This window comes from Burkholderia sp. 9777_1386 (assembly GCF_015712265.1).
Taxonomy (GTDB): Bacteria; Pseudomonadota; Gammaproteobacteria; order Burkholderiales; family Burkholderiaceae; genus Burkholderia; species Burkholderia cenocepacia.
In genome coordinates this window covers 73,943-100,663 of the sequence record NZ_JACCQB010000022.1, presented here as the reverse complement: position 1 = coordinate 100,663, position 26,721 = coordinate 73,943, and the positions used below count along the sequence as shown (strand labels likewise).

21 protein-coding genes are annotated in these 26,721 nt (G+C 68.5%); 8 read left to right on the top strand and 13 right to left on the bottom strand.

Going from position 1 to position 26,721, the window contains the following annotated elements; translation table 11 throughout:
* The 5 genes from H0X91_RS18405 to H0X91_RS18385 all read right to left on the bottom strand — a co-directional run.
* Positions 1-2,539 (bottom strand): type VI secretion system Vgr family protein (locus H0X91_RS18405; RefSeq protein WP_196433224.1); only part of this gene is annotated, 2,539 nt, incomplete at its 3' end.
* Positions 2,540-2,600: 61 nt separating this feature from the next.
* Positions 2,601-5,000 carry a T6SS phospholipase effector Tle1-like catalytic domain-containing protein gene (locus H0X91_RS18400; protein ID WP_062884608.1) on the bottom strand — a complete coding sequence of 800 codons (2,400 nt, stop codon included), beginning with the start codon at positions 4,998-5,000 and terminating at the stop codon, positions 2,601-2,603.
* A complete protein-coding gene (locus tag H0X91_RS18395; protein WP_058901343.1) occupies positions 4,997-5,575 on the bottom strand; it encodes a DUF3304 domain-containing protein in 579 nt (192 codons plus the stop codon). The genes H0X91_RS18400 and H0X91_RS18395 overlap by 4 nt, the downstream gene beginning before the upstream one ends.
* An 84-nt stretch (positions 5,576-5,659) precedes the next feature.
* On the bottom strand, positions 5,660-6,514 hold the full coding sequence (locus tag H0X91_RS18390) for a DUF4123 domain-containing protein (protein WP_058901342.1): 855 nt from the start codon (positions 6,512-6,514) through the stop codon (positions 5,660-5,662).
* A 2-nt stretch (positions 6,515-6,516) separates the two neighbouring features.
* Positions 6,517-9,312 carry a type VI secretion system Vgr family protein gene (locus tag H0X91_RS18385; protein ID WP_062884609.1) on the bottom strand — a complete coding sequence of 932 codons (2,796 nt, stop codon included), beginning with the start codon at positions 9,310-9,312 and terminating at the stop codon, positions 6,517-6,519.
* A gap of 477 nt (positions 9,313-9,789) precedes the next feature.
* Here H0X91_RS18385 and H0X91_RS18380 point away from each other — a divergent pair, with 477 nt between their 5' ends.
* Both H0X91_RS18380 and H0X91_RS18375 read left to right on the top strand, forming a co-directional pair.
* On the top strand, positions 9,790-10,053 hold the full coding sequence (locus H0X91_RS18380; protein ID WP_006497567.1) for a PAAR domain-containing protein: 264 nt from the start codon (positions 9,790-9,792) through the stop codon (positions 10,051-10,053).
* A gap of 36 nt (positions 10,054-10,089) precedes the next feature.
* On the top strand, positions 10,090-11,487 hold the full coding sequence (locus tag H0X91_RS18375; RefSeq protein WP_060211657.1) for a hypothetical protein: 1,398 nt from the start codon (positions 10,090-10,092) through the stop codon (positions 11,485-11,487).
* Positions 11,488-11,709: 222 nt separating this feature from the next.
* Here the strand turns inward: H0X91_RS18375 and H0X91_RS18370 are convergent, their stop codons facing one another.
* On the bottom strand, positions 11,710-12,045 hold the full coding sequence (locus H0X91_RS18370) for a hypothetical protein (RefSeq protein ID WP_012492516.1): 336 nt from the start codon (positions 12,043-12,045) through the stop codon (positions 11,710-11,712).
* Between the two features lie 273 nt (positions 12,046-12,318).
* Positions 12,319-13,065: a MipA/OmpV family protein gene (locus H0X91_RS18365; RefSeq protein ID WP_006490517.1), complete on the bottom strand. Its 747-nt coding sequence runs from the start codon at positions 13,063-13,065 to the stop codon at positions 12,319-12,321.
* A 242-nt stretch (positions 13,066-13,307) separates the two neighbouring features.
* Between H0X91_RS18365 and H0X91_RS18360 the strand changes: the two genes are divergently transcribed.
* Together H0X91_RS18360 and H0X91_RS18355 are read left to right on the top strand one after the other, a co-directional pair.
* Complete coding sequence (locus H0X91_RS18360) at positions 13,308-14,033, top strand: response regulator (protein ID WP_196433223.1); 726 nt, start codon at positions 13,308-13,310, stop codon at positions 14,031-14,033.
* A complete protein-coding gene (locus H0X91_RS18355) occupies positions 14,034-15,419 on the top strand; it encodes an ATP-binding protein (protein ID WP_196433222.1) in 1,386 nt (461 codons plus the stop codon).
* Between the two features lie 46 nt (positions 15,420-15,465).
* Here H0X91_RS18355 and H0X91_RS18350 read toward each other — a convergent pair whose 3' ends face one another.
* The 6 genes from H0X91_RS18350 to H0X91_RS18325 form a co-directional block, all read right to left on the bottom strand.
* Complete coding sequence (locus H0X91_RS18350) at positions 15,466-16,506, bottom strand: FecCD family ABC transporter permease (RefSeq protein ID WP_048989013.1); 1,041 nt, start codon at positions 16,504-16,506, stop codon at positions 15,466-15,468.
* A complete protein-coding gene (locus H0X91_RS18345; protein ID WP_006497573.1) occupies positions 16,503-17,483 on the bottom strand; it encodes an ABC transporter substrate-binding protein in 981 nt (326 codons plus the stop codon). Before H0X91_RS18345 ends, H0X91_RS18350 begins: the two co-directional genes overlap by 4 nt.
* Positions 17,484-17,488: 5 nt before the next feature.
* The gene (locus H0X91_RS18340) at positions 17,489-18,274 is read right to left on the bottom strand and encodes an ABC transporter ATP-binding protein (protein ID WP_043205766.1); all 786 of its coding nucleotides are present in this window, start codon (positions 18,272-18,274) and stop codon (positions 17,489-17,491) included.
* Between the two features lie 11 nt (positions 18,275-18,285).
* The gene (locus H0X91_RS18335; RefSeq protein WP_058902259.1) at positions 18,286-20,376 is read right to left on the bottom strand and encodes a TonB-dependent receptor; all 2,091 of its coding nucleotides are present in this window, start codon (positions 20,374-20,376) and stop codon (positions 18,286-18,288) included.
* A 258-nt stretch (positions 20,377-20,634) separates the two neighbouring features.
* Complete coding sequence (locus H0X91_RS18330) at positions 20,635-21,543, bottom strand: SphA family protein (protein ID WP_006497575.1); 909 nt, start codon at positions 21,541-21,543, stop codon at positions 20,635-20,637.
* 161 nt (positions 21,544-21,704) lie between these two features.
* The gene (locus tag H0X91_RS18325; protein ID WP_059721279.1) at positions 21,705-22,628 is read right to left on the bottom strand and encodes a LysR family transcriptional regulator; all 924 of its coding nucleotides are present in this window, start codon (positions 22,626-22,628) and stop codon (positions 21,705-21,707) included.
* A 119-nt stretch (positions 22,629-22,747) separates the two neighbouring features.
* Between H0X91_RS18325 and H0X91_RS18320 the strand changes: the two genes are divergently transcribed.
* Genes H0X91_RS18320 through mhpA form a run of 4 tightly spaced genes read left to right on the top strand, consistent with a single transcriptional unit; the run spans position 22,748 to position 26,713 of the window.
* Entirely contained in the window at positions 22,748-23,629 is an 882-nt protein-coding gene (locus H0X91_RS18320; RefSeq protein WP_006490560.1) for an intradiol ring-cleavage dioxygenase, read from the top strand.
* Complete coding sequence (locus H0X91_RS18315) at positions 23,626-23,928, top strand: Dabb family protein (RefSeq protein ID WP_034200735.1); 303 nt, start codon at positions 23,626-23,628, stop codon at positions 23,926-23,928. The genes H0X91_RS18320 and H0X91_RS18315 overlap by 4 nt, the downstream gene beginning before the upstream one ends.
* 7 nt (positions 23,929-23,935) lie before the next feature.
* Positions 23,936-25,003, top strand: a complete 1,068-nt coding sequence (locus H0X91_RS18310) for a maleylacetate reductase (protein WP_062884613.1) — start codon at positions 23,936-23,938, stop codon at positions 25,001-25,003.
* A gap of 51 nt (positions 25,004-25,054) precedes the next feature.
* Complete coding sequence (gene mhpA / locus H0X91_RS18305; protein ID WP_034200737.1) at positions 25,055-26,713, top strand: bifunctional 3-(3-hydroxy-phenyl)propionate/3-hydroxycinnamic acid hydroxylase MhpA; 1,659 nt, start codon at positions 25,055-25,057, stop codon at positions 26,711-26,713.
* The last annotated feature ends 8 nt before the right edge of the window (positions 26,714-26,721 follow it).

Genomic DNA, 26,721 nt, shown 5'->3' with positions numbered 1-26,721 from the left:
CCGCCAGCGCCTGCACGAGAAAGTCGCACGGATCGCCTTGCGGCAACACCGGCAGCGCCGGCAGCTTCACGCTCGTCGCCCGCGGCCCCGGGAACGGATGCCCGCCCGCCTTCACCGCGAATTGCCCCGGCGTCTCGACGACGATATCGCCACCCTTCAACGTGATCCGGTTCGGCCCCTGCTGCAGCACGATCGCGTCCTGCGCGAGCACGTCGACGCGCTCGTCGGTCGACGTCACGCGCACGGTCTGGTCCGCGAGAATCTCCATCGTCGACGCATGCGCCTCGACGCTCACCGGCCCTTCGCCCGCGATTGCCTTGAGCCCGCCCGCCACGCTGTACAAGCTCATCGCATCGCCCGTCGCCGCGGCCACGGTGGCACCGGCGCCCACATGCGCATCGCCTTGCGACGTCAGATGAACGTGCTGCGCCGCATACGACACCGCACTCTCCGGCGTCGTCACCACGATGTTCTCCGGCGACTCCATCAGCACCACGGGCGTCGCGAATCGCTCGACGGGATCGCCGCCGTCGCGCTGCGTCCCGGTCGGCTTGGTCGCGCTCTGACCACCCACGCTGCCCGCGTACTTGCCGTCCTGCGCAGGATCGATCGCCTTGAGGAAATCAGTCTGCGCCTTGTTCGCGCTCAGGCCGGCCGCCTGCGCACCGGTCGCCGCCGTGTCGAGTTCCTGCGCCGTTTTCGCCGCGTCCTTCAATTGCTCCACGCGTTCGGCGACATCCATCTGCGTCGACGCGCCGAGCCGGCGCGCGGTACTCGACATCAGCACGCCCGCGCCGGCCCGCACGACACCCCATCCCTGCGTCGCCAGTTCGAAGCCTTCACCGCGATAGGCGCCGCGCATCGTGCCCTGCTGGTCGATCAGATAGCCCTGCGCGAGGCGCGTGTCGGCAGTCGAATTGCTCAGCTCGTGACGCAATTGTCCGGCCGCATCGTCCATCACCCAGCGACTGCCGGGTTGCCCATCGAGGGTTTGCGTCTGCAGGCCCGTCAGTGTTCCTGAATGATTCGCGTCGCTGCCTTCGCCCGCGGAGAACGGCGGACGCACACGCCCGCCGTACACCTGGCCGAGCACGACCGGCGCATCGATGTTGCCCGACTCGAAGCCGACCACCACTTCCGCCCCCACGCGCGGTACAAACGCATGACCGAAATTCGGCCCGGCCGCCTGTTCGGCGACGCGAACCAGAATGCCCGAACGGTGATCGCCCGGCGCGTGGCCGGTCGGATTGGACCGGCTTGCCGTATCCGTCAACCCGCCCGGCAGCGGCGCGACACCGCGCATCCACGGAAACTGGATGCGGACCTGGTGATCGCGCGTGCTGCTGACGCGCCCACCCGGCTCGCCGACGACGATCGCAGTCTGCACCCCGTACACCGTCGGCCGGTCGCGGAACGGCGGCACGATCGGCGTGCCCTCCGGCACCGCGACGAAGCGGTTGCGATACAGCCCCTTGTCGAGCTCGCCGCGTCCGAACAGCTGGCCGATCTGCGCGCCGAGGTTGTTGACGGCCTCGTGCTCGATCGACAGCGGTACGAATCGCACGGTGCCGCCCAGATAGTCGTTCAGCGTATGGACCTTGCCGGTTTCGAGCGTGCGCGACGACCCGCCGCCACGGTAGACCCGTTTCGCGAGCTGCAGCGCGTCGAGACGCTGTTCGGCGTAACGCTGCGCATCGCCGCTCGTGCCGAAGCGGCCTGCGCGCTGGCCGTCGTAGATCTCCCGCACCGGCAGCAACGGCGCGTCGGCATCGGCGGGCTGTTGCGCATGGCCGGCAAGCGCATGAAGTTCGCTGGCTTTCCAGCTCGTCGCCACCACGCGATCCGGCACCAGCTGACGCCGATCGGAGAATTGCGTCATCACGCCGTCCGGATCGCCGACGTCCTGCGCATTGAATGCGATGGCGCTGCCGTCGGGCAGCCGCGCATGGCGGTCGAACACAACGACGGTATGGTCGCCCGACGGCGCCTTCCCCGCGTCTTGCCCGTGCTCGATGCGAAACGACAACCCGGCCTCGGACAACTGCCGCGACACGAAATCGAGATCGGTTTCGCGATACTGGCCGCGCAAGCGAAACGATCGCAGCGGCTCGACGAGTTCATAGCGCCAGTGCGCTTCCGGATAGTCGCCGAACACACGCTCGCAGATCCCCTCGGCGTCGAGGTCGACGAAATAGAGGCAATTGCGGCGCAGCTTCAGCAGCGCGAGCCACGATTCCATCGTGAGCCGATAGCGCGTGAACTCGCCGTCGCTCTCCGCATAAGCGGCATGCGTGACGTAGCCGTTCCAGCATCGTTCGCCCGCCGCCGTCGCGAGACGCAGCCGCACGGCGCTGCCGATCAGCGGCGCGAGATCGAGAAACGGCTCGCTCGACAGCACGTCGATCTCGAACCGGAACGATTCGCTGATCCCTTCACGACCGTGAAAGCGCTCTACGACGAATGCGTCCGGCATCGCGGTATCGATCTGGATATGACGGGTCGCTTGCCCGTACCCCGTTAATGCGGCAACTAGATCCATGTCGTTTCTCGGCAATCGCGCGCGAATGCGTGTCGCGCCGGCTGGTTCGTATCCAATCGGTTCATCGGAACAGCTTGCTCATGTCGACGTTGCGCTGCATCTGCTGACGCATCGCCTCCATGTCTTCCTGCACGCTCGGCACATGGGGCGCGTCCCAGCGCACGCCGTTCACGTAGACGGTGCGCCAGCGCAGGTAGCCCCAGACGAACGAAAACTCGCGCCCCGAATCCTGCAGCGCGAGACCACCGGTGACTTTCGGGTCGGTCAGCACGGCGCTGTCGGTCGGCGCGGTGGCATCCCGGGCCGCGCGGGCTTTCTGTGCAGCCTGCTGCGCGGCGTCGTAACGTTTCAGGATGCCGGCCTGCTGCGCGGTCAGCGGCGAACGCGGTTCGGGCTCCGGCGCGACGTTGGCGGCCGGCCCGAGCCCGAGCGCACCCGCCCCCATCATCTGCATGATCTGCGACGGTCCCGGCACGCCAAGTTGCTGGCGCTTCTTCCACTCGGCGTGCTTGCGCTCGAACTCGGCCTGGCGCGTTTTCAGCGCTTTGATCTGGTTGTGGTTCCACACGTCGTCGTCGTCGCCCAGCGGCTTGAACCATGCGCGCGAGTCATGCATGAAGTTGTCGTACAGCGCGCTGATAGGCGCTTCCGGCGGCCCCATGTTCCAGTCGCCGCGCACCTCGAGCCACTGCTTCCATTTCTCTTCGAGCTGCAGCTGGAAGAAATCCTCGGCACGCTTGGCGCTCGCGCGCACGAGCGGGCCCACGAACGGAATCGCGGACTGCAGGCCCGCGGCGATCGGCAGGACGGCCGGCGAAATGACGGCCGCCGCCTTCGGGTTCTGGGTGATCTTCCGGCTGACCGTGTTGCCCGCGTACCGGCTCACGGTCGGTCCGCCTTCTTTCTCGCATTCGAGCAGGTCGCGCCATTCAAGCCGCAGTTCCTCGTTCGCGCTGTCGAGATCGACGGCATCCTGCGGATAGGCAGCCTTGGCGGCGAGAAACGACGGTTGCGAACGCAAATTGTCGAGCCGCATCTTGCGCCAGCGCAGGTAAAGCCCGTAGTGCGCGCGCATCAGGCCCGGCGTGCCGTGCTCCTTCGCGTAGTAATAGTCGGCGCTCGTGCTCACATAGGCGGAAAAGGCGCGCTTGAGGGCGGGAGAAATCGCGAATGCCGCCGCGGCTTCGGCAGCGACACCGGGCCCCTTGATATCGAGTGGAACACCGGCCTTGCGCGCTTCGCGATACATGTCGAGCAGCGGCACCTGCGACAGCTTGTCCGCGTCGCCGGTGCCGCGCCCCTGCTCGCCTGGCCCGTAACCGCCGCCGACATCCGAATGCACGCCCGGATAGACGATTTCCTCATGCCCGTCCCGCGACGCATCGATCAGGTCGAGCGGGAACGATCCGCGCGGCTCGTGGGCGGCGACCATATGGACGCAGCGGCGCACGTAGCGCGGCACGCCCATCAATTCCTTGCGCCCCCAGCCGCCGTGCCCGTCGAACAGCGTCGCGGCCGTGCTTTGCGCGATGCCGACCGACGCGACCGTATCGAAGATGCCGAGAAAGTCGTACGACACGGGCACGCCGCACAGGCTGAAATCGGGGTCCAGCGCATCGGCCAGCCAGTTCGAGAACGTGCGGGCCTCGGCCGCCCCGCGCGAAAAACCGAACACGTACAGTCGAATGCGCTGCAGTTTCGGCTTGCCCTTCACCAGCAGATCGCCGACGCGCGCCTTCAGCTGCGCGCACCGGGCCCGCAATGCGACGCGGCGTTTCTCGTCCCATGCGCGCATCGTCGCGGTCCAGTTTGCCGTATCGACTTCGCCTTTGAGCTGCGCCCAGATCGTGTCGCGATCCCAGGTCAGTTCGATCCCGTTCTGCTCGGCGGCCATCAGCTTGAGCGCACCGACGCTCGAACTGCCGCGCGCGTTGATGTCGCCGAGACTGCCCGGCTTGGGCGGAGTGCCGCCGAGATCGATGCCCTTGAAATTCAGGTCGACGCTGACGGCCTTCGCGAGTTCCTTGTCGCTCTTGCCGAGCGCCGCGGACAGCGAATTGCCGAACGCGTGCGCATGCACGACGTTGTGGATCTGCAGCAGCGCCCAGTTGATGCGCCCCTCGCCGGCCCATCCCGTCGCCGCGCCGGCCGCGGCCTGCAGTCCGACGCCCTGGTCGCCGATCTCGTCGACGAACGGCGTGCCGACGCCGGCCACGTAAATGGCACTGTGATACTTGTCGCGCGGAAACACGTCGAACAGCCGCGCGACGTTGCTGTGCTTGCCGCCCGTGCGATCGCGATCGGCGTTGTTGCGCGTGCCGTCGAAGAAGATGCCGACATGCAGCGTCTTGCAGCAACTCATCCCGTCGTCGTCGTGCAGCCGACGCATGATCGCGTCCTGCTCCTCCCGGGTGACGACGCCGACGTCAGGCCGGTCGGCGCTCGCGAAGCGGAAACTCATTGCATGATCCTCTTGTCGGGATTCGGGCACTGCGGGTCGCTGTTGCGCAACGTGAAGTTCCCCGGGCACGCTTCATCGGGCGCCTGGAGATTTTCGGGGAAGCCCCGGTAGCCGGGCATCCACTGAGACGCATAGACCTTGATTCGATCGTGCGGAAAGAACAGGACCCACAGGAAGCCGTCCGAGAATGTGTCGTAGCGCTCAACCGGTACGACCCGGCTCGCAAGCGCCTTCGGATCCTTCCTGTACAGGTTGTCGTCCCGCCACTGCAGGTTGACGGTCAGTCCCGGATGCCATTGTTTCGGCAACGCGACGCAGCAGATGATCGCGCCGCCGCCGCTGCCGATGCGCGCCGGCACCGTCCCGCCCCAGGTGCCGTCGACGTAGAACGCGCCGATCGGAACGTCGGTGTAGTTGAGGGCATTCAGCTTCAGCCCCATCGTGCCGGATGCGGCCGCAGTCGACGCGGCAGGCGACACGTCGGTCGCACGCGAGCATCCGGCCGTCCCGAGCAGGATGGCCATGAACATCAGCAGCCGAGCGGCAAACGTCGTGGAACCGGCATTCAAACTCATCTTTTCATCCTCTTGTCCGACGCCGTGCGGCGTGGATCGCTATCAACCACGTGCGCTGTCGCATGCACGCAAACCCGTGTCGTTCTATGCGGACGACGTCGCCGGCGCGAGCTCCGTCACCAGATACCCGGCCGCCACGAGCGCATCGAGCGCGGCTCGCGACGCCGCCGCAGGGGGGCCGTCGTGCCGCGCCCACGCCGCACTCACACACGCATGGGCTTGCGACGGCGTGGCCACCAGACGGCCGAAACTCTCCGGACGCTGGCGAACATGAAAAATCAGCGTGTCGATCTTCGCAGCCTGTCGAAGCCATTCGATCTGTTCGTCGTCGAGCACGTAGGGCTCGCCGCTGCGCCCGGCGTCCGCTTCACCGCCGGCCGCCTCGCCCACGGTGTCGAAATCGAGCGGGACGAGCGCGCCGGTGCGATCGAACACATGCCACGCGTCGATGCCATTCGTGAAGCGGCGGCGCTGTGCGGGCGTCAGCGCCGCGAGCCACGCGGGCAGGCAACGCGTATCGGCGAGACGCACCAGAAATGCTTCGCCGTCGGATGCCGCACTCGCCTCCATCTGTCCGCGCAGATGCGCGGCGAGCGCGGCCGTATCGCGCGCGCCACGCAGCAGGCTCACCATCGGTCGTCCGGACGTCTCGCGCAGCACGGTCTCCAGCATCGCCCGGCGCGCCGCCGCGTCCGCCGGCAGCGGTACGAGGCACGGCGAAATCGCCAGCAAGTCGTCGCCGTCGTACACCCCTTCGTACAACACGACGGCATCGTTGCGCTCGACCGCGGGCATTCGGTCACGCATCGCCGGCGCGAAACTCATGTCGAGCAGCAGGTGCCAACGGCCGTCGGCCGGCACGCGCTCGAAGAGCGCATTCAGCCGGTCCGGCGTGTCGTCGGGATAGCGGTCGATCCAGTCGGTCGTTTCGATCGTCATGCTCAGATCGCCTTGCCCGCGAGTGCGCTGCCCGACTGCATCGCGTGCAGCAGGCATTCGACACAGACCTTTTCGGGAAACTGCGGCAACGGCGTATTCAGTTGAGCGGGCCCCACGAATGCATGCTGCGCGGCATATACGACGAATTTGCCCGGGCAACCGAACGTGACGTCGCCACCTTCGATCGTCACGTGCGCCCCTCCGCTCACCGCGAGATGCACGGTCTTCTTCGCGGCGATCTCGACGTCCGCGCTCGCGGACGCGAGCGTCAGATCGTCGCGCGCGTGCAGGCCCAGCACATCGCGCTGCGCCTGCAGCGTCAGTCCGTCCTTGCCGGCGATCATGCCGATGCCGACACGCTCCGCATGGCTCGCGCCGGCCAGCCAGCCGATGCCTTGCCCGCTGTGAATGCGCAGCTGCTGCGCAGCGGCGAGATTGAAGTCGCCACCGCTGCCGAGCGACAGCGTTTCGCCGGCCGCCCATTGCAGGGCCTGGCCGGCAACCAGCCCGTGCCCGCCCCGTGCCTCGATGCCGAGCACGGCGTCGCCCGTGTGCGGCAGTGCGTTGCCGGTCGACCGCTGGGCGGCGTCGGCCGACGCCTGCGTGTAGCCGTCCGCGCCGACCGTCGTCGCGAAGCTCTGCGCAAGCGCATCCAGCGGCGCGGCGCTGCCGTTCAACGACGACTGGCCCGCCTGCTCCACGCCGCGCTGTGCGGCGAACGGCAGCGTCCCATGCGTATCGGCCGTCTGGTCGAATCGCCGAACCAATGCGGTGTGCCGCGCGAGCAGCGCCTGCAGCGCGGACGCATCGCCCGCCGGCTGGGCGGCGCCGGCAGGCGCGTAGCTCGACACCAGCAGGCCGCGCGTCGCACGCATTGCACCGTACGCATCCGAGCGCAATTCGACGCCCTGGCCACGAAAACTGCCGAGATAGTTGTCCGCCTGATGGCGCAGATGACCGAGGTTCAGTTGCGTGGCCGCGTGCGTAGTCGCCATCTGCAGGCGTCCCATGCCGTCCGAATCATCGGCGACGAGCTGGTTGTGGCCATGCCCGTCGAAACCCTGGCTCTTGAAGCCCGACAGCGCGCCGGCGTGATTGTGACGATCGGTGCCGCCGCCGGCGCCATGCCACGCGGGGCTCAGCCCGCTTGCCAGATTGCCCTGCGCACTCGGCGCATGATCGCCCGCCTGCGTGTAGATCGACGCGTCGAGCGGCTTGCCGGCCGCCCCGCCCGGCGACGGCGACTCGCCGCCTTCGCCGCGGCCATTGAACAGGCCGCCGAGCACGATCGGCCGGTGGATCAGCCCATGGTGAAACTGCACGAGGACTTCATGACCGATGCGCGGCAGCTGCTGAAGGCCGTGCCCGTCGCTCGCGAGCCGTTGTATGGCGCGCGTCGGATACGTACCCGCATCGTCTTGCGCCTGCCAGTGGAAACGAACGCGCAACCGCCCCTGCGCATCGGCGTGCACGGGCCCCGTCGAACCGGGCCGCGCGTCGCCTGCCGGCCCGACGACGATCGCCGTCTGCGCACCCAGCGCCGTCGGAACCGGATTGAGTCGCTGCCCGGTTCCGTCGGCCAGCGTGGGCCGCCAGACCTGCGTTCGCGGCACCGCATCGAACCGGTTTGCATAACCGCCGATCTTCGCTTGCCGGACCACGCGCGGATCGAGCGCCGCCGCCGGCAACGGCCCGAGTTGCCGTTCGATGGCCTCCATCACGGTCGCCGGCAGATTGTTGATCCCGACGTGCTCGACGCGCGTCAGCAGAAAATCCTCGGGCGCCGCGGCGCCGCGCACGGGCTGCCAGCCGGCATCGACGAGTTTCAGCGCGCGTCCTGCGCGCGCCGTGCGCAGCGTGCCGTAGCCGGTCCAGAAACTGGCGCGCGACACGATCGCATCGGCCTGGCGCCGTACCGTATCTTCCGCTTCGCGCAAGCTGTCGAACGCCTCCGGCCCGACGTCGTCGTAGAGTTCGCGCGCGCCCGCCGGCCGGCCGAGCGTCGTACTCGCGGTAGTCGCCCGGTTCACGCGATAATCGCTGCTGATCAGTGTGATGCGATCGGCCGTCAGCGACAGCGACTGCCCGATCCCGAGGATCACGTCGTCGGCGCCGGTCGCCGTCCCGCTGGAGCGGCGCGGCACCCCGCCGCGTCGCGCGGACGTATCGTCCTCGGCCAGCTGCGCGCTGTCGTCGAAGACCAGCATCGTATGCCCGGCAGGCGCGTCCTCGTCTTCGACGAAGCAGAACCCGAGGCCAGCCTCGGCCAGCAGATGCTGCACGAATTCGTAGTGCGTATGGGTTCGGTACTGCACGCGATACGCAGTAGGGCCCAGCGCATCGAGCCGCCGGCCAGCATCCGGCGTGAGGCGCCACCGCGCGATCCCGGCGTACGGCGCGAACACCGTGTCGAGCACGTCGGCAAGCGTCTGGTTCACAAAGGTTCGCTCGTCGCGCGCATGCGCGAGTGCGGCGAGCCACGGCACCATCCGGAGATGGTAGCGAGCGAGGCCTGCGTCGTAGCCCCTGCACTCGGCCTCGGCGACGAGGCCGCTGCGCAGCGTCGTCGTGCCGTTCGCGAGCGTGGTGCGAATCGCGACACGCTGCCCGAGCATCGCGTCGAGATCCAGTGCAGGATCCGTCGACAGCGCATCGACGCTCCATTCAAAGAGATCGGAGAGCGATTCGCGGCCGGTCCAGCGCTCGATTTGAAATGCCGCAAGCGCGCCCGATCCGTCCAGCGAATACAGGCGATTGAATGCGCCAAAAAGAGACGCAAATTCCGTGATGACGCTCATGCGATCCCGCTCTCTCAGGATTTGACGTTTTTAAATAGATATTGCTGCGACGAACACGGGATGATGCACGATTGCCGGCATCGCGCGATCGACATGCCGATCCGGGGGGAAATGCGCGGGCTCCCCCGCAACACCGCCCGCTGTCTGGCTGTACGCACGCCAATCGGATCAGATGATGCGACCCCTATTGAAGCTTACTATTTTAGATTACGTCGCGGGGCTTCGCCATAAGCAAACAGACCCGGATTTAAAAATGCCGGCCTTGACGTGCGGCCATCACGCACGATAATGACGGCCTTCGGCTCGAAAGCTACATTACGGCTCAATTGAAACAGGCAATTATTGCCGAAAGGTAATAAATACCCGATTCAGCCGAAATCGATTCGAAAAACGTTGCCGATGACGCGCGCGCCCTCCCGCACCGGCCGGCGAAGCCGCGCTGCATCGTCGATGATTCCAGCCAGGAGGCCTATCCGGATGACCCAACCCTTCATCGTCCTCGGGGACAAGCACAGCCATGGCGGCACCGTGACAAGCGCGTCCACGCTGTCGTCGGTCGATGGCCGCGGCATCGCGCGCCGCAACGACACGGTGACGTGTCCGATCCATGGCCCGAATTACATCGTCGACGGCGACGACACAATGATCGTGCAGGGCGAAGGCGTCGCGCGCGACGGCTACAAGACGGCCTGCGGCGCCGTACTGGTCGCGAGCCGGACGGCGGGCAGCGACGGCAACTGATACACGACGCCGCAAGTCGTGGGGGAATCGACGGAAATGATCACGCGATTGCGCAAGACGGCATTCGTCGCCGCGCTGTTCGTCGCGGTGTGGATCGCCGTGTTCGTCTGGTGGAAAACGACCCGGCATGCCCCCACCGCCAGGGAGTTGCTGCTGTGCGGGCTCGTGCTGCCGGCGGCCCTCGCCGTCTGCGCGGCATGGCTGCGCCGGGCGCTCGGCCCGCATCCGGCGCTCGCGGCCGTCGCACCGCCGAGTTCGTCCGCATCGACGGACGCCGCTGCCACGCAAGATCCGACGTCGCACACGTGGTCGGCCCTGCTGCTCGACAGCAGCGTGAGGCTGCCGACGGGGGCGACGACCGCAGACATCGATGCGGCGGCGCGGGAAGAGCGTTCCGTCGCGCTTCATCCCGAACTGCAACGCCCGGACGGAACCGGCGTATTCGCGAGCACGGTCGACTCGGTGTCGCTCGACCGGCTCGATACCAGCCTGCTTGCGCCCGACGCGCGGGAAACGCTGCAGGACGAGCATTGGCGCGGGCTGCTGCTGGCCGCCGATGCACTCGACGAATTGCGCGAGCGTCATGCCGTGTTGTCCGGCGCGGCCGCCGACGCGCCGCCGCTCAGGCTCCATCTGCTGATGCCGGAGCGCTGGCGACCGGTCGCCGCCACGCTCGCCGCATGGCTCGATGCGCACGCGGCGCGGGAAGCCGTCGCACCGGGCATCGTCCGTGCGCAATTGCGCACGGTCGCCGATCCCGTACACGCATGGGCGGTCGTCGACGAACTGATCCAGGCGTTGCACCTGCAACCGTCCGGCGAACTGCACGTCGTCCTGGCGTTCGATTCCACCGCCAGTCAGGACGCAGTCGACGCGCTGGATCGCGCAGGCCGGCTCTACGGTCGCGATCGGCCGAACGGCATGATGCCCGGTGAAGGCGCATGTGCATTGCTGCTCGGCCATCCCGACACACCGCATGCGATGTCCGTCCCGTCGATCCACCGGCTCGCGGCCGCGCGCCGCGCGATTTCCGCCGATCACGGCAAGGCCGAAGCGACGACACTCGAACAGTTGCTGGCGGCGACGCGTACGCGCTTGTCGACGTTACGTCCCGACCTGTCGGCACCCGGATTCGTCACCGACGCCGATCAACGCAGCAGTCGCCGCACCGAAGTCGTGACGGTCAGCGAGCAGATCTGGGGCGATGATGCCGCCGAGCGCAGCCGCCACCTCGGGCTCGCCAACGGGGCGGGCGGCGCGGCGCTCGCGCTCGCTGCACTGGCCGTCGCCGCCGATCACGCGACAGAGGAAGGGCAAGCGGTATTGGCGGCATCGGTCAGCGACCCGCTCGCACGTGGCGTGATGCTCGTCACGCCGGCGATGACGGTCGACACCACGGCATCGGTGCCGCAATCCGGAACGGTCGCGGCGTGACATGACGCGCCGGTCAGCGCGGCGCGTCACGCGTCGTGCGAGCCCCGGTCGACGACGGTATCGAGGCGCCTGACCGCCGCGGACACCTATGCCGCTACCCGCGGCGATGAATCGCGACGCGTGCGGCCGACCGATCGGTCGCGCGCGACGTGCATGCCGGCGATAGCCGCACTCGCAAAAGCGACATCGGCCGCAACCGATTTTCGTCGGCGGCTGAATCCGTCACCCTCGCCGCACCCAGATCACTTTCCCGTCGCGAATGCCGAGATTGCGACGCTCCTCCCGGTAATCCATCGTGCCCGGCAACGACTTGCCGTCGCGCTCGAGCACGCGCCACAGGCAGCCGTCGAGCAGCGCGGTCGCATCGGCTTCGGTCTTGCCGACCAGCGCATCGTCGGGCGCGGCATCCGCCTTGCATACCTGCGCGGCGCCCGGCTGCAAAGGGGCCCTGGCCGCGCCGCCGGCGGTGGCGTTGGGGTGTTTCGTGTCCATGTCCGCACATCCTGCAAAGGTTGCGCTCGCAACGAGTGCAACGAGCATCGCGATCGTGTTCTTCATCGGTTTCTCCCTGTCGCGGCCCGGCGGTCCCTGTGCGGCATTCGTGTACGACCGGGCGTCGCATGCGTGATCGGTTCCGCACGCCGCCGGCCGTTTCCTGACGAAGCCGGCCGGCGAATGGCGGCCTTTCGCGACCCGGCCGAGCCGGCTCGGCGCACCTGCGTCGCAGGCCCGGCCTGACGCCGAACCCGCCCGCATGTTACCGCACGCGGTTCGCGGCGACGGCGCGACGCCGAGGGTTCGTGTGCGCGCTGCGCACACCGGGCCATCCGCTCAGAACTTGTACGTCACGCCCGCGATGCCGTAATAGTTGTTGCGCGACTGGACGATCGGGCTGTCGCCCGCGCGACCGAGCAGCCGCGTCACGCCGCCGGTCGCGAGCACCGACCAGTGCCGCGACAGCGACCAGGTCCACGCGACCGCCATCGCGGCGCTGTCGATTCCGCCGCTCACCGAATACGGCCGGAACCGGCTCGTCATCGACTGTGCGTCGGTCACGCCGTAGAAAGTCTGCATGTAGCGTCCCGAGCCCGCGTGCACGGTGCCCGTCACGACGATCTCGTGCTGCGACGTCTTGAGCACCGGTACCGCGAGATCCACGTGCCCCGACACACCGCGCGACGTGTGCGTGACGGGCGTATCGATCGTGACGCTCAGCTCCGCCGTATCGAAAAGCGTCACCCCGGCACGCACGCCGACGAGCACCGAGCCCGGAATCCGGCCCATCCCCTTCAGGTAGTCGGAGCCCGGCAGGTCGAAGCGGTTCTCGTCCGCGCGGCCCGCGTCGTAGCTCACCGCCGCCGACACGAACGCCCCGTGCGGCAGGTTCAGCCGATAACCGGCGCCCTCCGTGCTGTCGATGAAGAAGCCGTTGCCGAACGTGGCAGAAAACGACGGCGCAACGACGCCTCGATACTGGTTGCTGCCCGGGTAGCGCGGTGCGAACCCGCCGCCGAGCGACAACGAATACTGGTTTTCCGCGTGAGCGGCGGCGGCGAGGGTCAGGCCGGCGAGCGGCATGCAATAGCGGTAGCGGCGAAGTAATGGGCGCACAATATTGAGATAAGAGTGACGAAGCCCGCAGTCTAGGTGCCGCCCCGCGCCGAGACTGTCCTGAATGTGCGGCGAATCTGTGCTCAATTGTGTTCGATTGTTCGAGATTGTCGCCCCGCTGCCCCGGCCGCCGGTCCGCCGGATAGAATTCGCGTGCCGCGCCGCGCATCGGCCTGCGTGTGAGCTGGCGCGTGCATCCTGAGGAGACCATGAACGAAGTTCCGCTCAAATACCGTGTGCTGCTGATCGAGGACGACGATCGCCTCGCGCAGCTCGTCCGCGAATACCTCGACGGCTATGAATTCGCGGTGACGGTCGTGCGGCGCGGCGACCTCGCCGTCGCGGCGGTGCGCGAGCATCAGCCGGCCCTCGTGATACTCGACCTGATGCTGCCGAATCTCGACGGCATGGAAGTCTGCCGCCGCATCCGCGCGTTCACCAACGTCCCCGTGCTGATCCTGACCGCGCGTGCGGACGTGTACGACCAGGTCGCCGGGCTCGAGACGGGCGCCGACGACTACGTGACGAAGCCGATCGAGCCGCGCGTGCTGGTCGCCCGCGCCCGCGCGCTGTTGCGTCGCGCGCAGCCGGCCGCGGCGGACACGCCCGCAGTCGCGCCCGACGCACTGGTATTCGGTGAACTCACGATCTCGCCGCCGAACCGCACCGTCACGTGGCGCGGCGAGCCGGTCGAGTTGAAGACCGCCGAATTCAACCTGCTGCTGATCGTCGCGCGCGCGGCCGGCACCGTGCTGAGCCGCGACGACATCCTGAAGCAGTTGCGCGGGATCGAATTCGACGGGCTCGACCGCTCGGTCGATTCCGGCATCTCGAAGCTGCGCCGCCGCTTCGAGGATGCGTCGTCGGAGCCGCACAAGATCAAGACGATCTGGGGTCGCGGCTACCTGTTCAGCCCTTCTGCGTGGGACGAATAAATGCTGCGCCCGTTGCTCCGGTTGTACCTCGTCGTGATCCTGTTCGTCGGCGCGTCGATCATCTTCATCCAGTTGTCGTTCGACCGGATCTTCTACGAGCGCGGCGCGCAGGCGCAGCGCGACTCGCTGACGACCTACTCGTTCGTGCTGAACGATTACCTCGAACGCCATCCGGGCGCGCAGCGCGAGCTCGCCTTGCGCGAATTGGCGCTGCACGGCCGCGAAGGATTCGGCTTCATGTCGATGGCCGACGCGCGTGCGCAGTTGAGCGGCGCGCCGCTGCGCGATCTCGATGCCGGCAAGATCGCGATCAGCTACAACGGCAAGGATTACTACATGCCGCTCGCGGACGGCTCGGTGCTGCATGCGCGCCCGATCGAGGCGCCGGACCTCGACATCCGCATCTATGCGTACATGCTGCTCGCGCTCGCGACGCTGTTCGCGGTGGTGCTGTGGATTCACTATCACTGGCGCGACATTCGCCGGCTGCAGGACGCCGCGCGCGCATTCGGCGCCGGTACGCTGTCGACGCGCGTGAAGCTGTCGGGAAAATCGAACATCTACGAGCTGTCGCAGCAGTTCAACGACATGGCCGCGCGCATCGAGGCATCGATCAAGCAGCAGCGTGAAATGATGCACGGCATCTCGCATGAACTGAAAACGCCGCTCGCCCGGCTCGAATTCGGCCTCGCGCTGCTCGCCGATCCCGACGAAACGGGCCGGATGCGCGAGCGTCGCGACGCGCTGCGGCGCGACGTGCGCGAACTCGACGAGCTCGTCACCGAGTTGCTGACGATCGGCCGGCTCGAACAGGGGGCGAGCGAACTCGCGCCGATGGAAGTCGTCGTCGACGCGCTGATCGACAGCGTCGCCGGCAACGTCGCGGACGACATCGCCGATCGCGGCATCGCGCTCGACGTGTCGACGCTCGACGCACCCGCGACCCACGTCTGCGACCCGAAGCTCGTCGCCCGCGCCCTGCTGAACCTGATCCGCAACGGCGCCCGCTATGCGTCGCGCAAGGTATTGCTGGCCGCCACCCGCGACCGGTCCGGCGCCCTCGTGCTGAGCGTCGACGACGACGGCCCCGGCATTCCGGCCGCCGAACGCGCCCGCGTGTTCGAGCCGTTCCAGCGGCTGGACTCGAGCTGCGACCGGCAGACCGGCGGCTTCGGGCTCGGGCTCGCGATCGTACGGCGCGTCGCGCAGGTACACGGCGGCGACGTGCGGCTCGAGGATTCGCCGCTCGGCGGCGCGCGCTTCGTGATCACGCTCCCCGCGCGTGCGCTGCCGGACAGTCTCTTCGACGTCGCGCAGCACGTGGAAAGCACGCATGTCGATGCGCGCCGCCGCAGCGGCACGGGCACGGTCGTCCCGCTGCGATGAAACAGGCGGCGGGTGTCCACCCGCCGCTGCCTGCCCGCCCCTTCGCTCAGCGCCGGCGCAACAGCGCGACGAAGAACAGGCTGCCGAACAGTGCGGTCACGATGCCGATCGGCAGATCCTCCGGCGCCGCGAGCGTGCGCGCGGCGACATCGGCCCACACGAGCAGGATCGCGCCGGCCAGCGCGGCGACCGGCAGCAGCCGGCCGTGCTCGGCCCCGACGACGCGACGGCACAGATGCGGCGTCACGAGCCCGACGAAGCCGATCGCGCCGCTCACCGCGACCATCGCGCCCGTCGCGAACGACGCGACGACGAACACCTCGCGCCGCATCCGCGCGCTCGGCACGCCGAGCGACGCGGCGGCGACATCGCCCGACATCAGCGCATTCAGTTCGCGTCGACGCGCATAGAGCGCGCCGCCGGCGAGCACCGCGCACACGGCCGGCACCGGCAGCAGATCCCAGCGCGCGAGCCCGACGCCGCCGAGCATCCAGAACAGCACCGACGACGCGGCGCGCTGGTCGCCGAGATACAGCAGCAGATTGCCGAACGCGGCCATCATGAACGACACCGACACGCCCGCGAGCAGCAGCCGGTCCGATTCGAGCCGGCCGCCGCGGTAAGCGAGCGCGACCACGCAGCCGGTCGCCGCGAGCGCACCCGCGAACGCGGCGACCGACAGCGTGAACGGGCCGAACGCCGCGCCGGCCACCACCGTGACCGCGATCGCGCCGAGCATCGCGCCCGCGCTCACGCCGAGCAGGTGCGGATCGGCCAGGCGGTTCGCGGTCGCCGCCTGCAACGCGACGCCGACCGTCGCCAGCGTCGCGCCGACGAGCGCCGCCAGCAGCGCACGCGGCATCCGGATCAGCCATACGATGCTGTCGTCGCCCGATACCGCCGCGAACGCGTCGGCACCACCGAACGCCGACGCGGCGTGCGCGGCGACGATTCGTACGGCATCCGGCATCGCAATCGGCGCCGGACCGAACGCGGCCGACACGACGATCGACACGACCAACAGCACGGCCAGCATCGGCAGCACCACGCGCATGCGGGGCCGCGCCACCTGCCCGCGCACGCTCATCGTGCCGCGCCGGCGAATGCGGCCGGATACAGCGCGCGGGCGAGCGTCTCGACGGCCGCGACGTTCTCGGGGCCCGGCGTCGCCGCATCGTACGGAATCACAACGAAGCGCCGGTCGCGAATCGCGGCCACGCGCGCGAGCGCCGGCTGGCTCGACAGGAACTGCTGCTTCTGCGCGGCCGTGACCGCCGAATAGTCGACGATCACGATCACCTGCGGATCGCGCGCGACCACGCTTTCCCAACTCACCTGCGTCCAGCTGCGCGGCAGGTCGTCCATCACGTTGCGCGCGCCCGCCGCCGTGAGCAGCGCGGTCGGCATCGCGAGCCCGCCTGCCGTCATCGGCTTGTCGGTGCCGCTGTCGTACACGAACACGCGCAGCGGCGCCGGGCGCCCGATCGCGCGCGACACCGCCGCAAGCCGCGCGCGCATTCCGGCGACGACCTGCGCGGCGCGCGCATCGACGCCGAAGATACGGCCGAGATTGTTCAGGTCGCGGAACACGTCGTCGAACGACGCGGCCGACTGCTTCATCACGTGCGAACACGATTCGGTCAGTTCGTACGTGCGAATGCCGAACGGCGCGAGCGTCGCGGGCGTGACCGGCCCGCCGACGTGCATTCCGTAGTTCCAGCCCGCGAGATAGAAGTCGGCGCGCGCGGCGGCCAGCACTTCCAGCGACGGATACTGGCTCGCCAGTTCGGGCACGCCCCGCAACGCGTCACGCACGCGCGCGGTGCCCGTCTTCCAGCCGCCGATGCCCGTATAGCCGACGAGTCGATCCTTCAGGCCGAGCACGAGCATCATCTCGGTCAGGTTCACGTCGTTGCTCACCGCGCGCGTCGGCGCACGCTCGAACGTCACGTCGCGATCGCAACTGCGCACGGTCACGGGATAGGCCCCCGCATGACCGGCCGCGCAGCCGAGCACGGCAGCGGCAACCAGCCGGCGGGAGATGGAGGACAAGGCAGCAAGCATGGCGGTCATTCCGGATGAAGCGGCGTGATGCGCGGCCGGCCCGTGACGGGGTGGCGATCGACGAGCGCGGCGACGCCGAACACGTCGCGCAGCAGCGCTTCGGTCAGCACGTCGTCCGGCGCGCCGGACGCGACGACGCGGCCATGCGCGAGCACATGGAGCCGGTCGCAGTACGCGGCCGCGAGATTGAGGTCATGAATCGTCGCGAGCGTCGCGATGCCGAGGCGGCGCACGCGCGCGAGCAGTTCGAGCTGATGACGCAGGTCGAGATGGTTGGTCGGTTCGTCGAGCAACAGCAGTTCGGGCTGCTGCGCGAGCGCGCGGGCCAGCAGCGCGCGCTGCTTCTCGCCGCCCGACAGCGACGCGAAACGTTGCGCGCGACGCTCGACGAGACCGACATCGTGCAGCGCGGCGTCGACGATCCGGCGATCGTCGGCCGACTCCGCATCGAACGGCCGCTTGTGCGGCGTGCGGCCCATGCCGACCAGTTCGTCGACCGTCAGCCCGAAATCGTCCGGCGTTTCCTGCTGCAGCACCGCGATGCGCTGCGCGACCGCACGCGGCCGCATGCGCCACACGTCCTGCGTGTCGAGCGCGACGCGGCCGGCGTCGGGCCGCGCGTAGCGGAACACGCAGCGCAGCAGGCTCGTCTTGCCGCTGCCGTTCGGGCCGACCAGCCCGACGAACTCGCCGTCGGCGACCGTCAACGTCACTGCATCGAGGACGTCGGGCGCGCCGCCGGGCGACCAGCGCACGCGTTCGATGTCGAGCATGTGGGTCACGGAGCGCATGTCGTGCCGCTTCAGAAGCGCATCGTCGCGACGAGCTCCGCCGAGCGCGACGGGCCGAGCAGCCATTGCTCGCCGCCGTTCGACGTCGTCACCGCGTACGTGCGGTTCGCGAGATTGCGCAGATACAGCGCGAGTTCGGTGCGCGACGTCGGCTGCCAGCGCAGCGACGCATCGAACACCGTATACGACGGCACCTGCACGCGATTCGCGTCGTCGCCGTAGGTCGCGCCGACGTAACGCACGCCCGCGTTCGCTTGCCAGCGCTCGGCGAACGCCCAGCCGACCCACAGGTTCGCGGTCTGCTGCGGCACGCCGGACGGCACGTTGCCGGCCCGCGACACCGTCGCGCCGCCGACCGTCTGGTTGAATGCGTCGTAGCGCGCACGCAGCAGCGCGACGTTCGCATCGATCGTCCAGCCGTGCGGCAGCCGCGCGCCGCCGGTCAGCTCGACGCCGCGCGACGACTGCCGGCCGACCTGCTGGCGCAGCGCCGGATTGAACGGGTCGGTGCTGAGCAGGTTGCGCTTCGTGATGTCGTACACCGCGACCGTCCAGTACGCGCGACCGTCGAGCAGCGTCTGCTTGAGCCCGGCTTCCCACTGTGCGCCGGTCGCAAGCCGGTCGTTCATCTGCGACGCGGACAGCGTCACGAGCGAGCCGACGCCCTCCGCGCCCGTCGTGTACTGCGCATACGCGCTGAACGTCGGCGCGATGTCGAACACGAAACCGGTGCGCCAGCCGATGTTCGCGAACCGCTTGTCGAAGCCCGCGCCGGTCGCCGCCTGCTCGCGGCTGAACGCGATGTGGTCGTAGCGCAGGCCGCTCACCCACGCGAGCCGCGGCAGCACCTCGAGCCGGTTCTCCGCGAATACCGCGGCCTGCCGCGCGCGCGTGCTGAACTGCGGCACGGTCGGGTCGGGGCTCGTGAAGACGCCGGGATCGAAGCCGTGCACGGGTACCGTCGTTTCGCCGCCGTACGGCGAATTGTTGGTACCGCTGAACGTGGTCTGGCTGAATTCCGTGCCGACGACGAAACGGTTCGCCCGGCCGAACAGCATCCCGTCGAAGCGTGCGCTGAGCCGGTCGCCGATCTGCCGCTGGTGGTGGCCGATGTCGAGATAGTCGCCGCGCGTGACGCGCGCGGTCGCCGGGTCAAGCACGTACGATTCGGCGTTGCGCCAGCGGCGGTTGGACGTCAGATAGTAAAGCTGGTTGTCGATCGTCACGCCGGCCGTGGGCCGGTAGCTGGCCGACAGGCGCGTCCATTGGTCGTAGTAGGAAATCGTCGCGTCGCCGACCGTGTAGTTCAGCTTGCGCAGCGACGGATCGAGCACGCCGTTCGGCGCGGGCACGCCATAGTACGTCGCCGGCATCTGGCGCCCGTAGTCGTAGTCGAGCGTCAGCGTGAGCCGCGGGCTCACGTCGAATGTCAGCGCGCCGCCGATCGCCGTCGTATGCGTATCGGCCCGCTCGGCGAGACCGTTCGCGCGCGCATCGCTCGCGTAAAAGCGGTACGACAGCCGCGGGCCAAGCGCGCCCGTCGTATCGAACGCGAAGCGCTTCGCGCCGTCCGGACCGACGCCGACCTGCAGCGTCGTCTCGCGCGTGCGCTGCGGCCGCTTCGTCACCACGTTCACGACCCCGCCGATCGCCCCTTCGCCGTACAGCACCGATGCCGGGCCGCGCAGCACCTCGATGCGCGCGACCGACCACGTGTCGAACGGAAACGTGATCGTGCCGGCCGCCGGCATCAGCCGCACGCCGTCGAGCAACGTCATCACCGACTCCTGTCCGCTGAAGCCGCGCACGCTCAGCGCGGTGCCGCCGGTGCCCGGCGCGATCGCACTCGCAAAGCCGGCCGTGCGCGTGACCGCGTCGAGCACCGTGCGATCGCCGCGCGCCTCGATCGTATCGGCCGTGACGGTTTCGACGCTCGCGGGCGTGTCGAGGCTCGCGAGCCCGAGCCGCGAGCCCGTTTCGAGCGGTTGCGTCAGCGGGTCGGCCGACGCGGACGATGCGGTGACGTTGATCGCCGGCAGCGCGTGCCGGTCGTCCTGCGCCGAGGCGGCGGCTTCGGCGGCCAGCGCGCCGGTGGTGGCCATCGCGCAGCCCAGCAAGGTCGTGCAACTGCGTGCCGCGCGTGCGCGCCAGGCGCCCGTGTTCCGGCGCGGCTCGGCATGGCGCCGCTCCCCGCGCGCCGGGGTATGTCCGGTTCTCGTCACGTCGTATCGATCTTCGTTGGTGTCGTCGCACGCGGCCGGCCCGGCAACCCGGCCGGCCGGCGACGAAAACGTCAGATGATACAATATATCAACTTGATCCGTCAGGGTTTCGACAGCCTGGGTTCACGCCCCGCGCGTCTACAGCGGGAAACTGAACTGCACCCACAGCTTGTCGCCCTGCGGCCGGTTGCGCACCGCGAACTCGTGCTGGTACTTCACGACCACGCCCGACGCCGGCCCCCACATGACGCGCAACTGCGGACCGATCGCGACCGTTTGCCCGCGAAAGCCGTCCGCGCCGACCTTCACGCCGTCCTGCGTATCGTCCGTGAACTGCTTCAGGAACGTGCCCTGCACGCCGACCTGCACGCGCCGGTCGAGCGAATAGCCGATCAGGTAGTCGAGCACGGCGAGTGCGCCCGAGTGATAGCGCGTCGCGTGGTTCGGCGAATTCAGCTCCAGCAGCGTGGTCGTCGAAATCTCCCAGTCGCGGCCCGGAAACCACGTCGTGCTGAGATACGGCAGGAACGCATAGGTGTTCAGCCCCGGGTTCGCGATCCGGTTCACCGCATACGCGCCGGTCGGCACCGCGAACGACGGCGAGAAGAAGGCGAAGAACGTCTGCGACGCACTCGCGTAGTCGATCATGAACGGCTCGAGGATCACATCGCCCAGCGACATGCGGTTGCCGGTGCCGCCGGGCGTCGACAGATGCAGGCGCACGATCGGCACGATCGCGCTGCTCGACAGCGAGAACGGCCCGAGCGTCGCGCCCCAGGTGTGGACGACTCGCGGCGTCTCGGCGACCACGCTCAGGTGAAATCCCGGCACCGCGCCGCCGCCGTCCGGTCCGGCAAAGCGGTTCGCCGTGTAGTAAAGCGAATAGTTGAAGTACTGCGTGTGGCCAGGCGGCGGCAGCAGACCGTTCAGCACCGTGTTGACGCCAAACGGATAGCTGATCTGCCCGCTCTCGGCAGCCGACGCCGGAACGTGCACGGCTCCGGCGATCAGGAGTGCCAACGGCACCCGTCGCAATGCGTATTTCATGTCGTCTCCAGACCGATTGTTATCGTGTAATCGCGAGCCGGGCACCGCCGGCCCGGGGAGACGCAATGTAAAACGCACGACAGCGGCGAAAAAGACGACGATCGGGAGAACAGTTCTCCGTCACACGGAGAAATGCGCGACGGCGCGGCGCCCGCGGGTACTCAGCGGCCGACTTCCTTCCATTTGCGCGCGAGTCCGAGTCGTTCGAAACGCTCGATCAGGAACTCGGTGAAGACGCGGATCTTCGCCGGCTGGTGTCGGCGGCTCTGGTACGCGATGTTGACCGTGAGCGCGGGCAGTTGCCAGTCGGTCAGCACCGGCACCAGCTTCCCGGCGACGATATCGTCGTGAATGATGTAAAGCGGCTGGATCAGGATGCCGAGCCCGGCGAGCGCCGCCGCGCGGATCACCTGCCCTTCGTTCGCATCGAGCACGCTCTTGATCGTGACCGACTGCTTCTTCGCACCATGGCGGAAATGCAGCACGTACGGATCGTTCGCGAGGTTGTAGACGAGCAGCCGGTGATCGCCCAGCGCGTCGGGCGTCGCCGGCGCGCCGTGTTTCGCCAGATACCCGGGCGACGCGGCCAGCACGCGCCGTGTCTCGGCGAGCTTGCGCACGGTGATGCCCGAATCCGCTTCGTGTTCGCGCGTGCGGATCGCCACGTCGATGCCGGCCTCGATGAAATCCGGGTAACGGTTCGCCGCGACGATCTGCACGTTCAGGTTCGGGTAGCGCCGGTGAAATTCGGGCAGCGCGGGCGCGATGCAGATCGACGCGAACGACACCGACGCGGTCACGCGCAGCGTACCGGCCGGAATGACGCTCGCTTCGTTGACGGCCGCGTCCGCTTCCGACAGCTCGTTCAGGATCGCGACACAACGCCGGTGGTACTCGTGCCCGGCGTCGGTCAGCCACAGCCGGCGCGTGGTCCGCTCGACGAGCCGCGCGCCCAGCCGCTCTTCCAGCGCGTTCAGGCAGCGGCTCGCCGCCGCGCTCGACATGCCGAGCCGCTCAGCGGCCTTCGACAGGCTGCCGAGCTCCGCCACCTGTACGAAAAACTCGATTTGCGTCCACTTGTCCATGCGTTCGATTCTTCCACCTGGCGGAGAACAAAACTCCTCCAAACCCACTTTTTTACGATTCGGGGAGGAATTAATGTTACGTCAACGCGCCATCGAACGACATCAGGAGACAAACCCCAATGCGCAATCTCAACGAAGACACCATCACGCAGGCCGTGATCGCGTCGCTCTCCGGCTGTCGCGACGAGCGGCTGCGCACGGTGATGACGAGCCTCGTCCAGCACCTGCATTCGTTCGCCCGCGAAACGAAGCTCACCGAGGCCGAGTGGCAGGCCGCGATCGGCTTCCTGACGGCCGTCGGCCGCATCACCGACGACAAGCGCCAGGAGTTCATCCTGCTGTCCGACGTGCTCGGGCTGTCGACGCTCGTGACCGCGCAGAACCATGCAAAGCCGGCCGGCTGCACGGAGGCGACCGTGTTCGGGCCGTTCTACGTCGACGGCAGCCCCGAATTCGGGATGTTCGACGACATCGCGAACGGCGCATGCGGCGAGCCGTGCTTCGTGTCGGGCCAGGTACGCGGCATCGACGGCACGCCGGTCGCGCATGCGTCGCTGGAAGTGTGGCAAGCCGACGAGGACGGCCACTACGACGTGCAGTTGCCTGGCGACGACGGGTCGGTCACGCATCGCGCGCGCGGCCGGCTGCGCAGCGGCGCCGACGGCCGCTATGCGTTCCGCTCGATCCTCGCCGAGCCGTATCCGATTCCGCACGACGGCCCCGTCGGCGCGATGCTCGATGCGCTCGGCCGCCATCCGTGGCGCCCCGCCCACCTGCATTTCATGATCGAAGCGCGCGGCTACGAAACGCTGATCACGCACGTGTTCCGCGACGGCGACCGCTATCTCGACTCCGATGCGGTGTTCGGCGTGCGTTCGACGCTGGTCGCCGACTGGGTCCGGCATGCGCCCGGCATCGCGCCCGACGGCTCGCGCATGGACACGCCGTTCTACACGCTCGACTACGACTTCGTGCTGAATCGCGCGGAGCGTGCCGCATGATCCGGCACGTCGTGATGTGGAAGGTTGCCGGCGCAACCGACCACGAACGCAGCGTCGCGCGCACCACCGTGAAGACGGCCTTCGAAAGCTTGCGCGGCCGGATTCCGGGCATGACGCACCTCGAGATCGGCGCGGATTTCAGCGCGGCCGATTACGCATGCGACCTGATCCTCGTCGCCGAATTCGAGTCGCGCGAAGCGCTCGACGGCTATGCGACGCATCCCGAACACGCCCGCGTGCGCAACGCGCTGACCGGGCTGCGCATCGCGCGCCACCAGGTCGACTACGCAACGGAGTAACGAGCACATGGACTTCCTCTACCAGGCGCGCGCCGCCCGCGTGATCTTCGGCGCGGGCAGCCTCGCGCATCTCGAACGCGAAGTGCCGGCACTCGGCGCGCAGCGCGCGATCGTGCTGTGCACGCCGGAGCAGCGCGACCTCGCCGAGCACATCGTCGAGCGGCTCGGTGCGCGCGCCGCCGGGCTGTATGACCGCGCGACGATGCACGTGCCGATGGAGATCGCCCGCGATGCGCAGGCGTTCGCCCGCTCCCGCGACGCCGATTGCGCGGTCGCGATCGGCGGCGGCTCGACGATCGGCCTCGGCAAGGCCATCGCGCTCGAAAGCGGCCTGCCGATCCTCGCGATCCCGACGACCTACGCCGGCAGCGAAATGACGCCGATCTACGGTCTCACCGAAGGCGGCATGAAGCGTACGGGCAACGACGCGCGCGTGCTGCCGAAGACGGTGATCTACGATCCCGCGCTCACGGTCACGCTGCCGGTCGAACTGTCGGTGACGAGCGGCCTCAACGCGATCGCGCATGCGGCGGAAGGGCTCTACGCGAACAACGCGAATCCGGTCATGAGCCTCGTGGCCGAGGAAGGCATTCGCGCGCTGGCGCGCGGCCTGCCCGGCGTGCGCCGCGACCCGGCCGATCTCGACGCGCGCGGCCAGGCGCTCTACGGCGCGTGGCTGTGCGGGATGGTGCTCGGCAACGTCGGCATGGCGCTGCACCACAAGCTCTGCCATACGCTCGGCGGCAGCTTCGATCTGCCGCACGCACCGACCCACACGGTCGTGCTGCCGCATGCGCTCGCATACAACGCGGCGCACGCGCCGGACGCGATGCAGCGGATCGCCCGCGCGATCGGCACGGACGACGCCGCGCGCGGCCTCTACGCGCTGGCACGCGACAACGGCGCGCCGATCTCATTGAAGGCGATCGGCATGCGGGAAGCCGACCTCGACCGCGCCGCCGACCTCGCGGCCGCGAATCCGTACTGGAACCCGCGCCCGATCGAACGCGACGGCCTGCGCGCGCTGCTGCAGGATGCGTTCGACGGCAACCTGCCCGGCTCGACGCTACGCTGAGCGCGAACACAGGACAAACCAATAAACGAAACCGTCATGGAGACAACCCGCATGAATACCGAATCGAGCGCGCACGGCGAGCGCACCGTCGAACCCTGTGACGTCGCGATCGTCGGCTACGGCCCGACCGGCCTCGTCGCCGCATCGATGCTCGGCCGCGCCGGCCATCGCGTGATCGTCCTCGAACGCTGGCCGACGCCGTACGGCCTGCCGCGCCTCACGCACATCGACGGCGAAACCGCGCGGATCGTGCAGGCCAGCGCCGACGTCGATCACGCGCTGCGCAACGCGAAGGCGGTCGACACCTACCACTACCGCGACGCGAACGGCGACCTGCTGCTCGAACTGAACTGGACCGGCCGCGCGTGCGGCTATCCCGCGCACATCTCGATCTACCAGCCCGATATCGAGGATGCGATCGATGCACGCGCAAGCACGTTCCGCAACGTGACGATCCTGCGCGGCTGGGAAGTCGACACGCTGCAACAGGACGACGACGGCGTGACGCTCACCGCGCATCCGTGGCGCGGCGGCCAGGACGCGCAATGGACCGGCCAGCCGCGCACGATCCGCGCACGCTACCTGATCGGCGCGGACGGCGCGAACAGCTTCGTGCGCCGCACGCTCGGCATCGAGCGGTCCGATTTCGGCTACAACGAGCGCTGGCTCAATCTCGACTCGGAGAACAAGCGCGATCTCGGCGATGGCTGCGCGCGCACGACGATCTACTGCGACCCGGCCCGCGCGTACATGCACATGCCGATCGGCACGAAGCGCACGCGTTTCGAGCTGCGCGTGCTGCCGAACGAATCGACGGCCGACTGGGAAACCGAAGCGGCCGGCTGGAAGTGGCTCGACGATCACTACGGTTACGGGCCGGACGACCTGACACTGCTGCGCCACGTCGTCTACACGTTCGAAACGCGCATGGCCGAGCGCTGGCGCGCCGGCCGCGTGCTGCTCGCCGGCGACGCCGCGCACACGATGATGCCGTACATGGGACAAGGCGCGTGCTCCGGCATGCGCGACGGCATCAACCTCGCATGGAAGCTGGATCTCGTGCTGACCGGGCGCGCGCATGCCGATCTGCTCGACACCTACGAAGCCGAGCGCCGCCCGCACGTGAGCGCGATCACGCAGATGTCGCTGTTCCTCGGGCAGATCGTCAACGAGGACGATCCGCGCAAGGTCGCCGAGCGCGACGCGGCGCTCCGCTCCGGCGCCATGCCGCCGATGCCGCCGTTCCCGAAGCTCGAGCACGGCATCGTGCACGCCGAAGCCGACGGTACGCTGCTGCCGACGACCGGCGCGCCGGCGCCGCAAGGGCGCGTCCGCCGCGGCGCGGCCGAAGGCCGCTTCGACGACGTGGTCGGCCAGGGTTTTCAGCTCGTCACGCGCGAGCACCCCGCCCGCCATCTCGACGACGCGCAGCGCGCGTTCCTCGCGCAACTCGGTTGCCACGTTGCCGTGCTGGCCGATGACGTCTGCGCGCCGGATGCGGTGATCGACGTCGACGGCGAACAGCACGCGTTCCTGCAGGCGCACGGCATCGCCGCGTACATCAAGCGGCCCGATTTCATCGTGTTCGGTTCGGTGGCCGACCTGCGCGGCCTCGGCGCACTCGTCGACGCCCTGCGCGACACGCTGCACTGGTCGCCCCGTTCCACCACGCCGGCCGCGGTGTCGGCCCCAACCGCCCACGTTTCGTGAAGGAGACG

Bases quoted from the DNA above. Each gene is read 5' to 3' on its own strand.
- H0X91_RS18400 (WP_062884608.1), bottom strand. From the start codon at position 5,000: ATGAGTTTCCGCTTCGCGAGCGCCGACCGGCCTGACGTCGGCGTCGTC.
- H0X91_RS18395 (WP_058901343.1), bottom strand. From the start codon at position 5,575: ATGAGTTTGAATGCCGGTTCCACGACGTTTGCCGCTCGGCTGCTGATG.
- H0X91_RS18390 (WP_058901342.1), bottom strand. From the start codon at position 6,514: ATGACGATCGAAACGACCGACTGGATCGACCGCTATCCCGACGACACG.
- H0X91_RS18385 (WP_062884609.1), bottom strand. From the start codon at position 9,312: ATGAGCGTCATCACGGAATTTGCGTCTCTTTTTGGCGCATTCAATCGC.
- H0X91_RS18380 (WP_006497567.1), top strand. From the start codon at position 9,790: ATGACCCAACCCTTCATCGTCCTCGGGGACAAGCACAGCCATGGCGGC.
- H0X91_RS18375 (WP_060211657.1), top strand. From the start codon at position 10,090: ATGATCACGCGATTGCGCAAGACGGCATTCGTCGCCGCGCTGTTCGTC.
- H0X91_RS18370 (WP_012492516.1), bottom strand. From the start codon at position 12,045: ATGAAGAACACGATCGCGATGCTCGTTGCACTCGTTGCGAGCGCAACC.
- H0X91_RS18365 (WP_006490517.1), bottom strand. From the start codon at position 13,065: ATGCCGCTCGCCGGCCTGACCCTCGCCGCCGCCGCTCACGCGGAAAAC.
- H0X91_RS18360 (WP_196433223.1), top strand. From the start codon at position 13,308: ATGAACGAAGTTCCGCTCAAATACCGTGTGCTGCTGATCGAGGACGAC.
- H0X91_RS18355 (WP_196433222.1), top strand. From the start codon at position 14,034: ATGCTGCGCCCGTTGCTCCGGTTGTACCTCGTCGTGATCCTGTTCGTC.
- H0X91_RS18350 (WP_048989013.1), bottom strand. From the start codon at position 16,506: ATGAGCGTGCGCGGGCAGGTGGCGCGGCCCCGCATGCGCGTGGTGCTG.
- H0X91_RS18345 (WP_006497573.1), bottom strand. From the start codon at position 17,483: ATGCTTGCTGCCTTGTCCTCCATCTCCCGCCGGCTGGTTGCCGCTGCC.
- H0X91_RS18340 (WP_043205766.1), bottom strand. From the start codon at position 18,274: ATGCGCTCCGTGACCCACATGCTCGACATCGAACGCGTGCGCTGGTCG.
- H0X91_RS18335 (WP_058902259.1), bottom strand. From the start codon at position 20,376: ATGGCCACCACCGGCGCGCTGGCCGCCGAAGCCGCCGCCTCGGCGCAG.
- H0X91_RS18330 (WP_006497575.1), bottom strand. From the start codon at position 21,543: ATGAAATACGCATTGCGACGGGTGCCGTTGGCACTCCTGATCGCCGGA.
- H0X91_RS18325 (WP_059721279.1), bottom strand. From the start codon at position 22,628: ATGGACAAGTGGACGCAAATCGAGTTTTTCGTACAGGTGGCGGAGCTC.
- H0X91_RS18320 (WP_006490560.1), top strand. From the start codon at position 22,748: ATGCGCAATCTCAACGAAGACACCATCACGCAGGCCGTGATCGCGTCG.
- H0X91_RS18315 (WP_034200735.1), top strand. From the start codon at position 23,626: ATGATCCGGCACGTCGTGATGTGGAAGGTTGCCGGCGCAACCGACCAC.
- H0X91_RS18310 (WP_062884613.1), top strand. From the start codon at position 23,936: ATGGACTTCCTCTACCAGGCGCGCGCCGCCCGCGTGATCTTCGGCGCG.
- mhpA (WP_034200737.1), top strand. From the start codon at position 25,055: ATGAATACCGAATCGAGCGCGCACGGCGAGCGCACCGTCGAACCCTGT.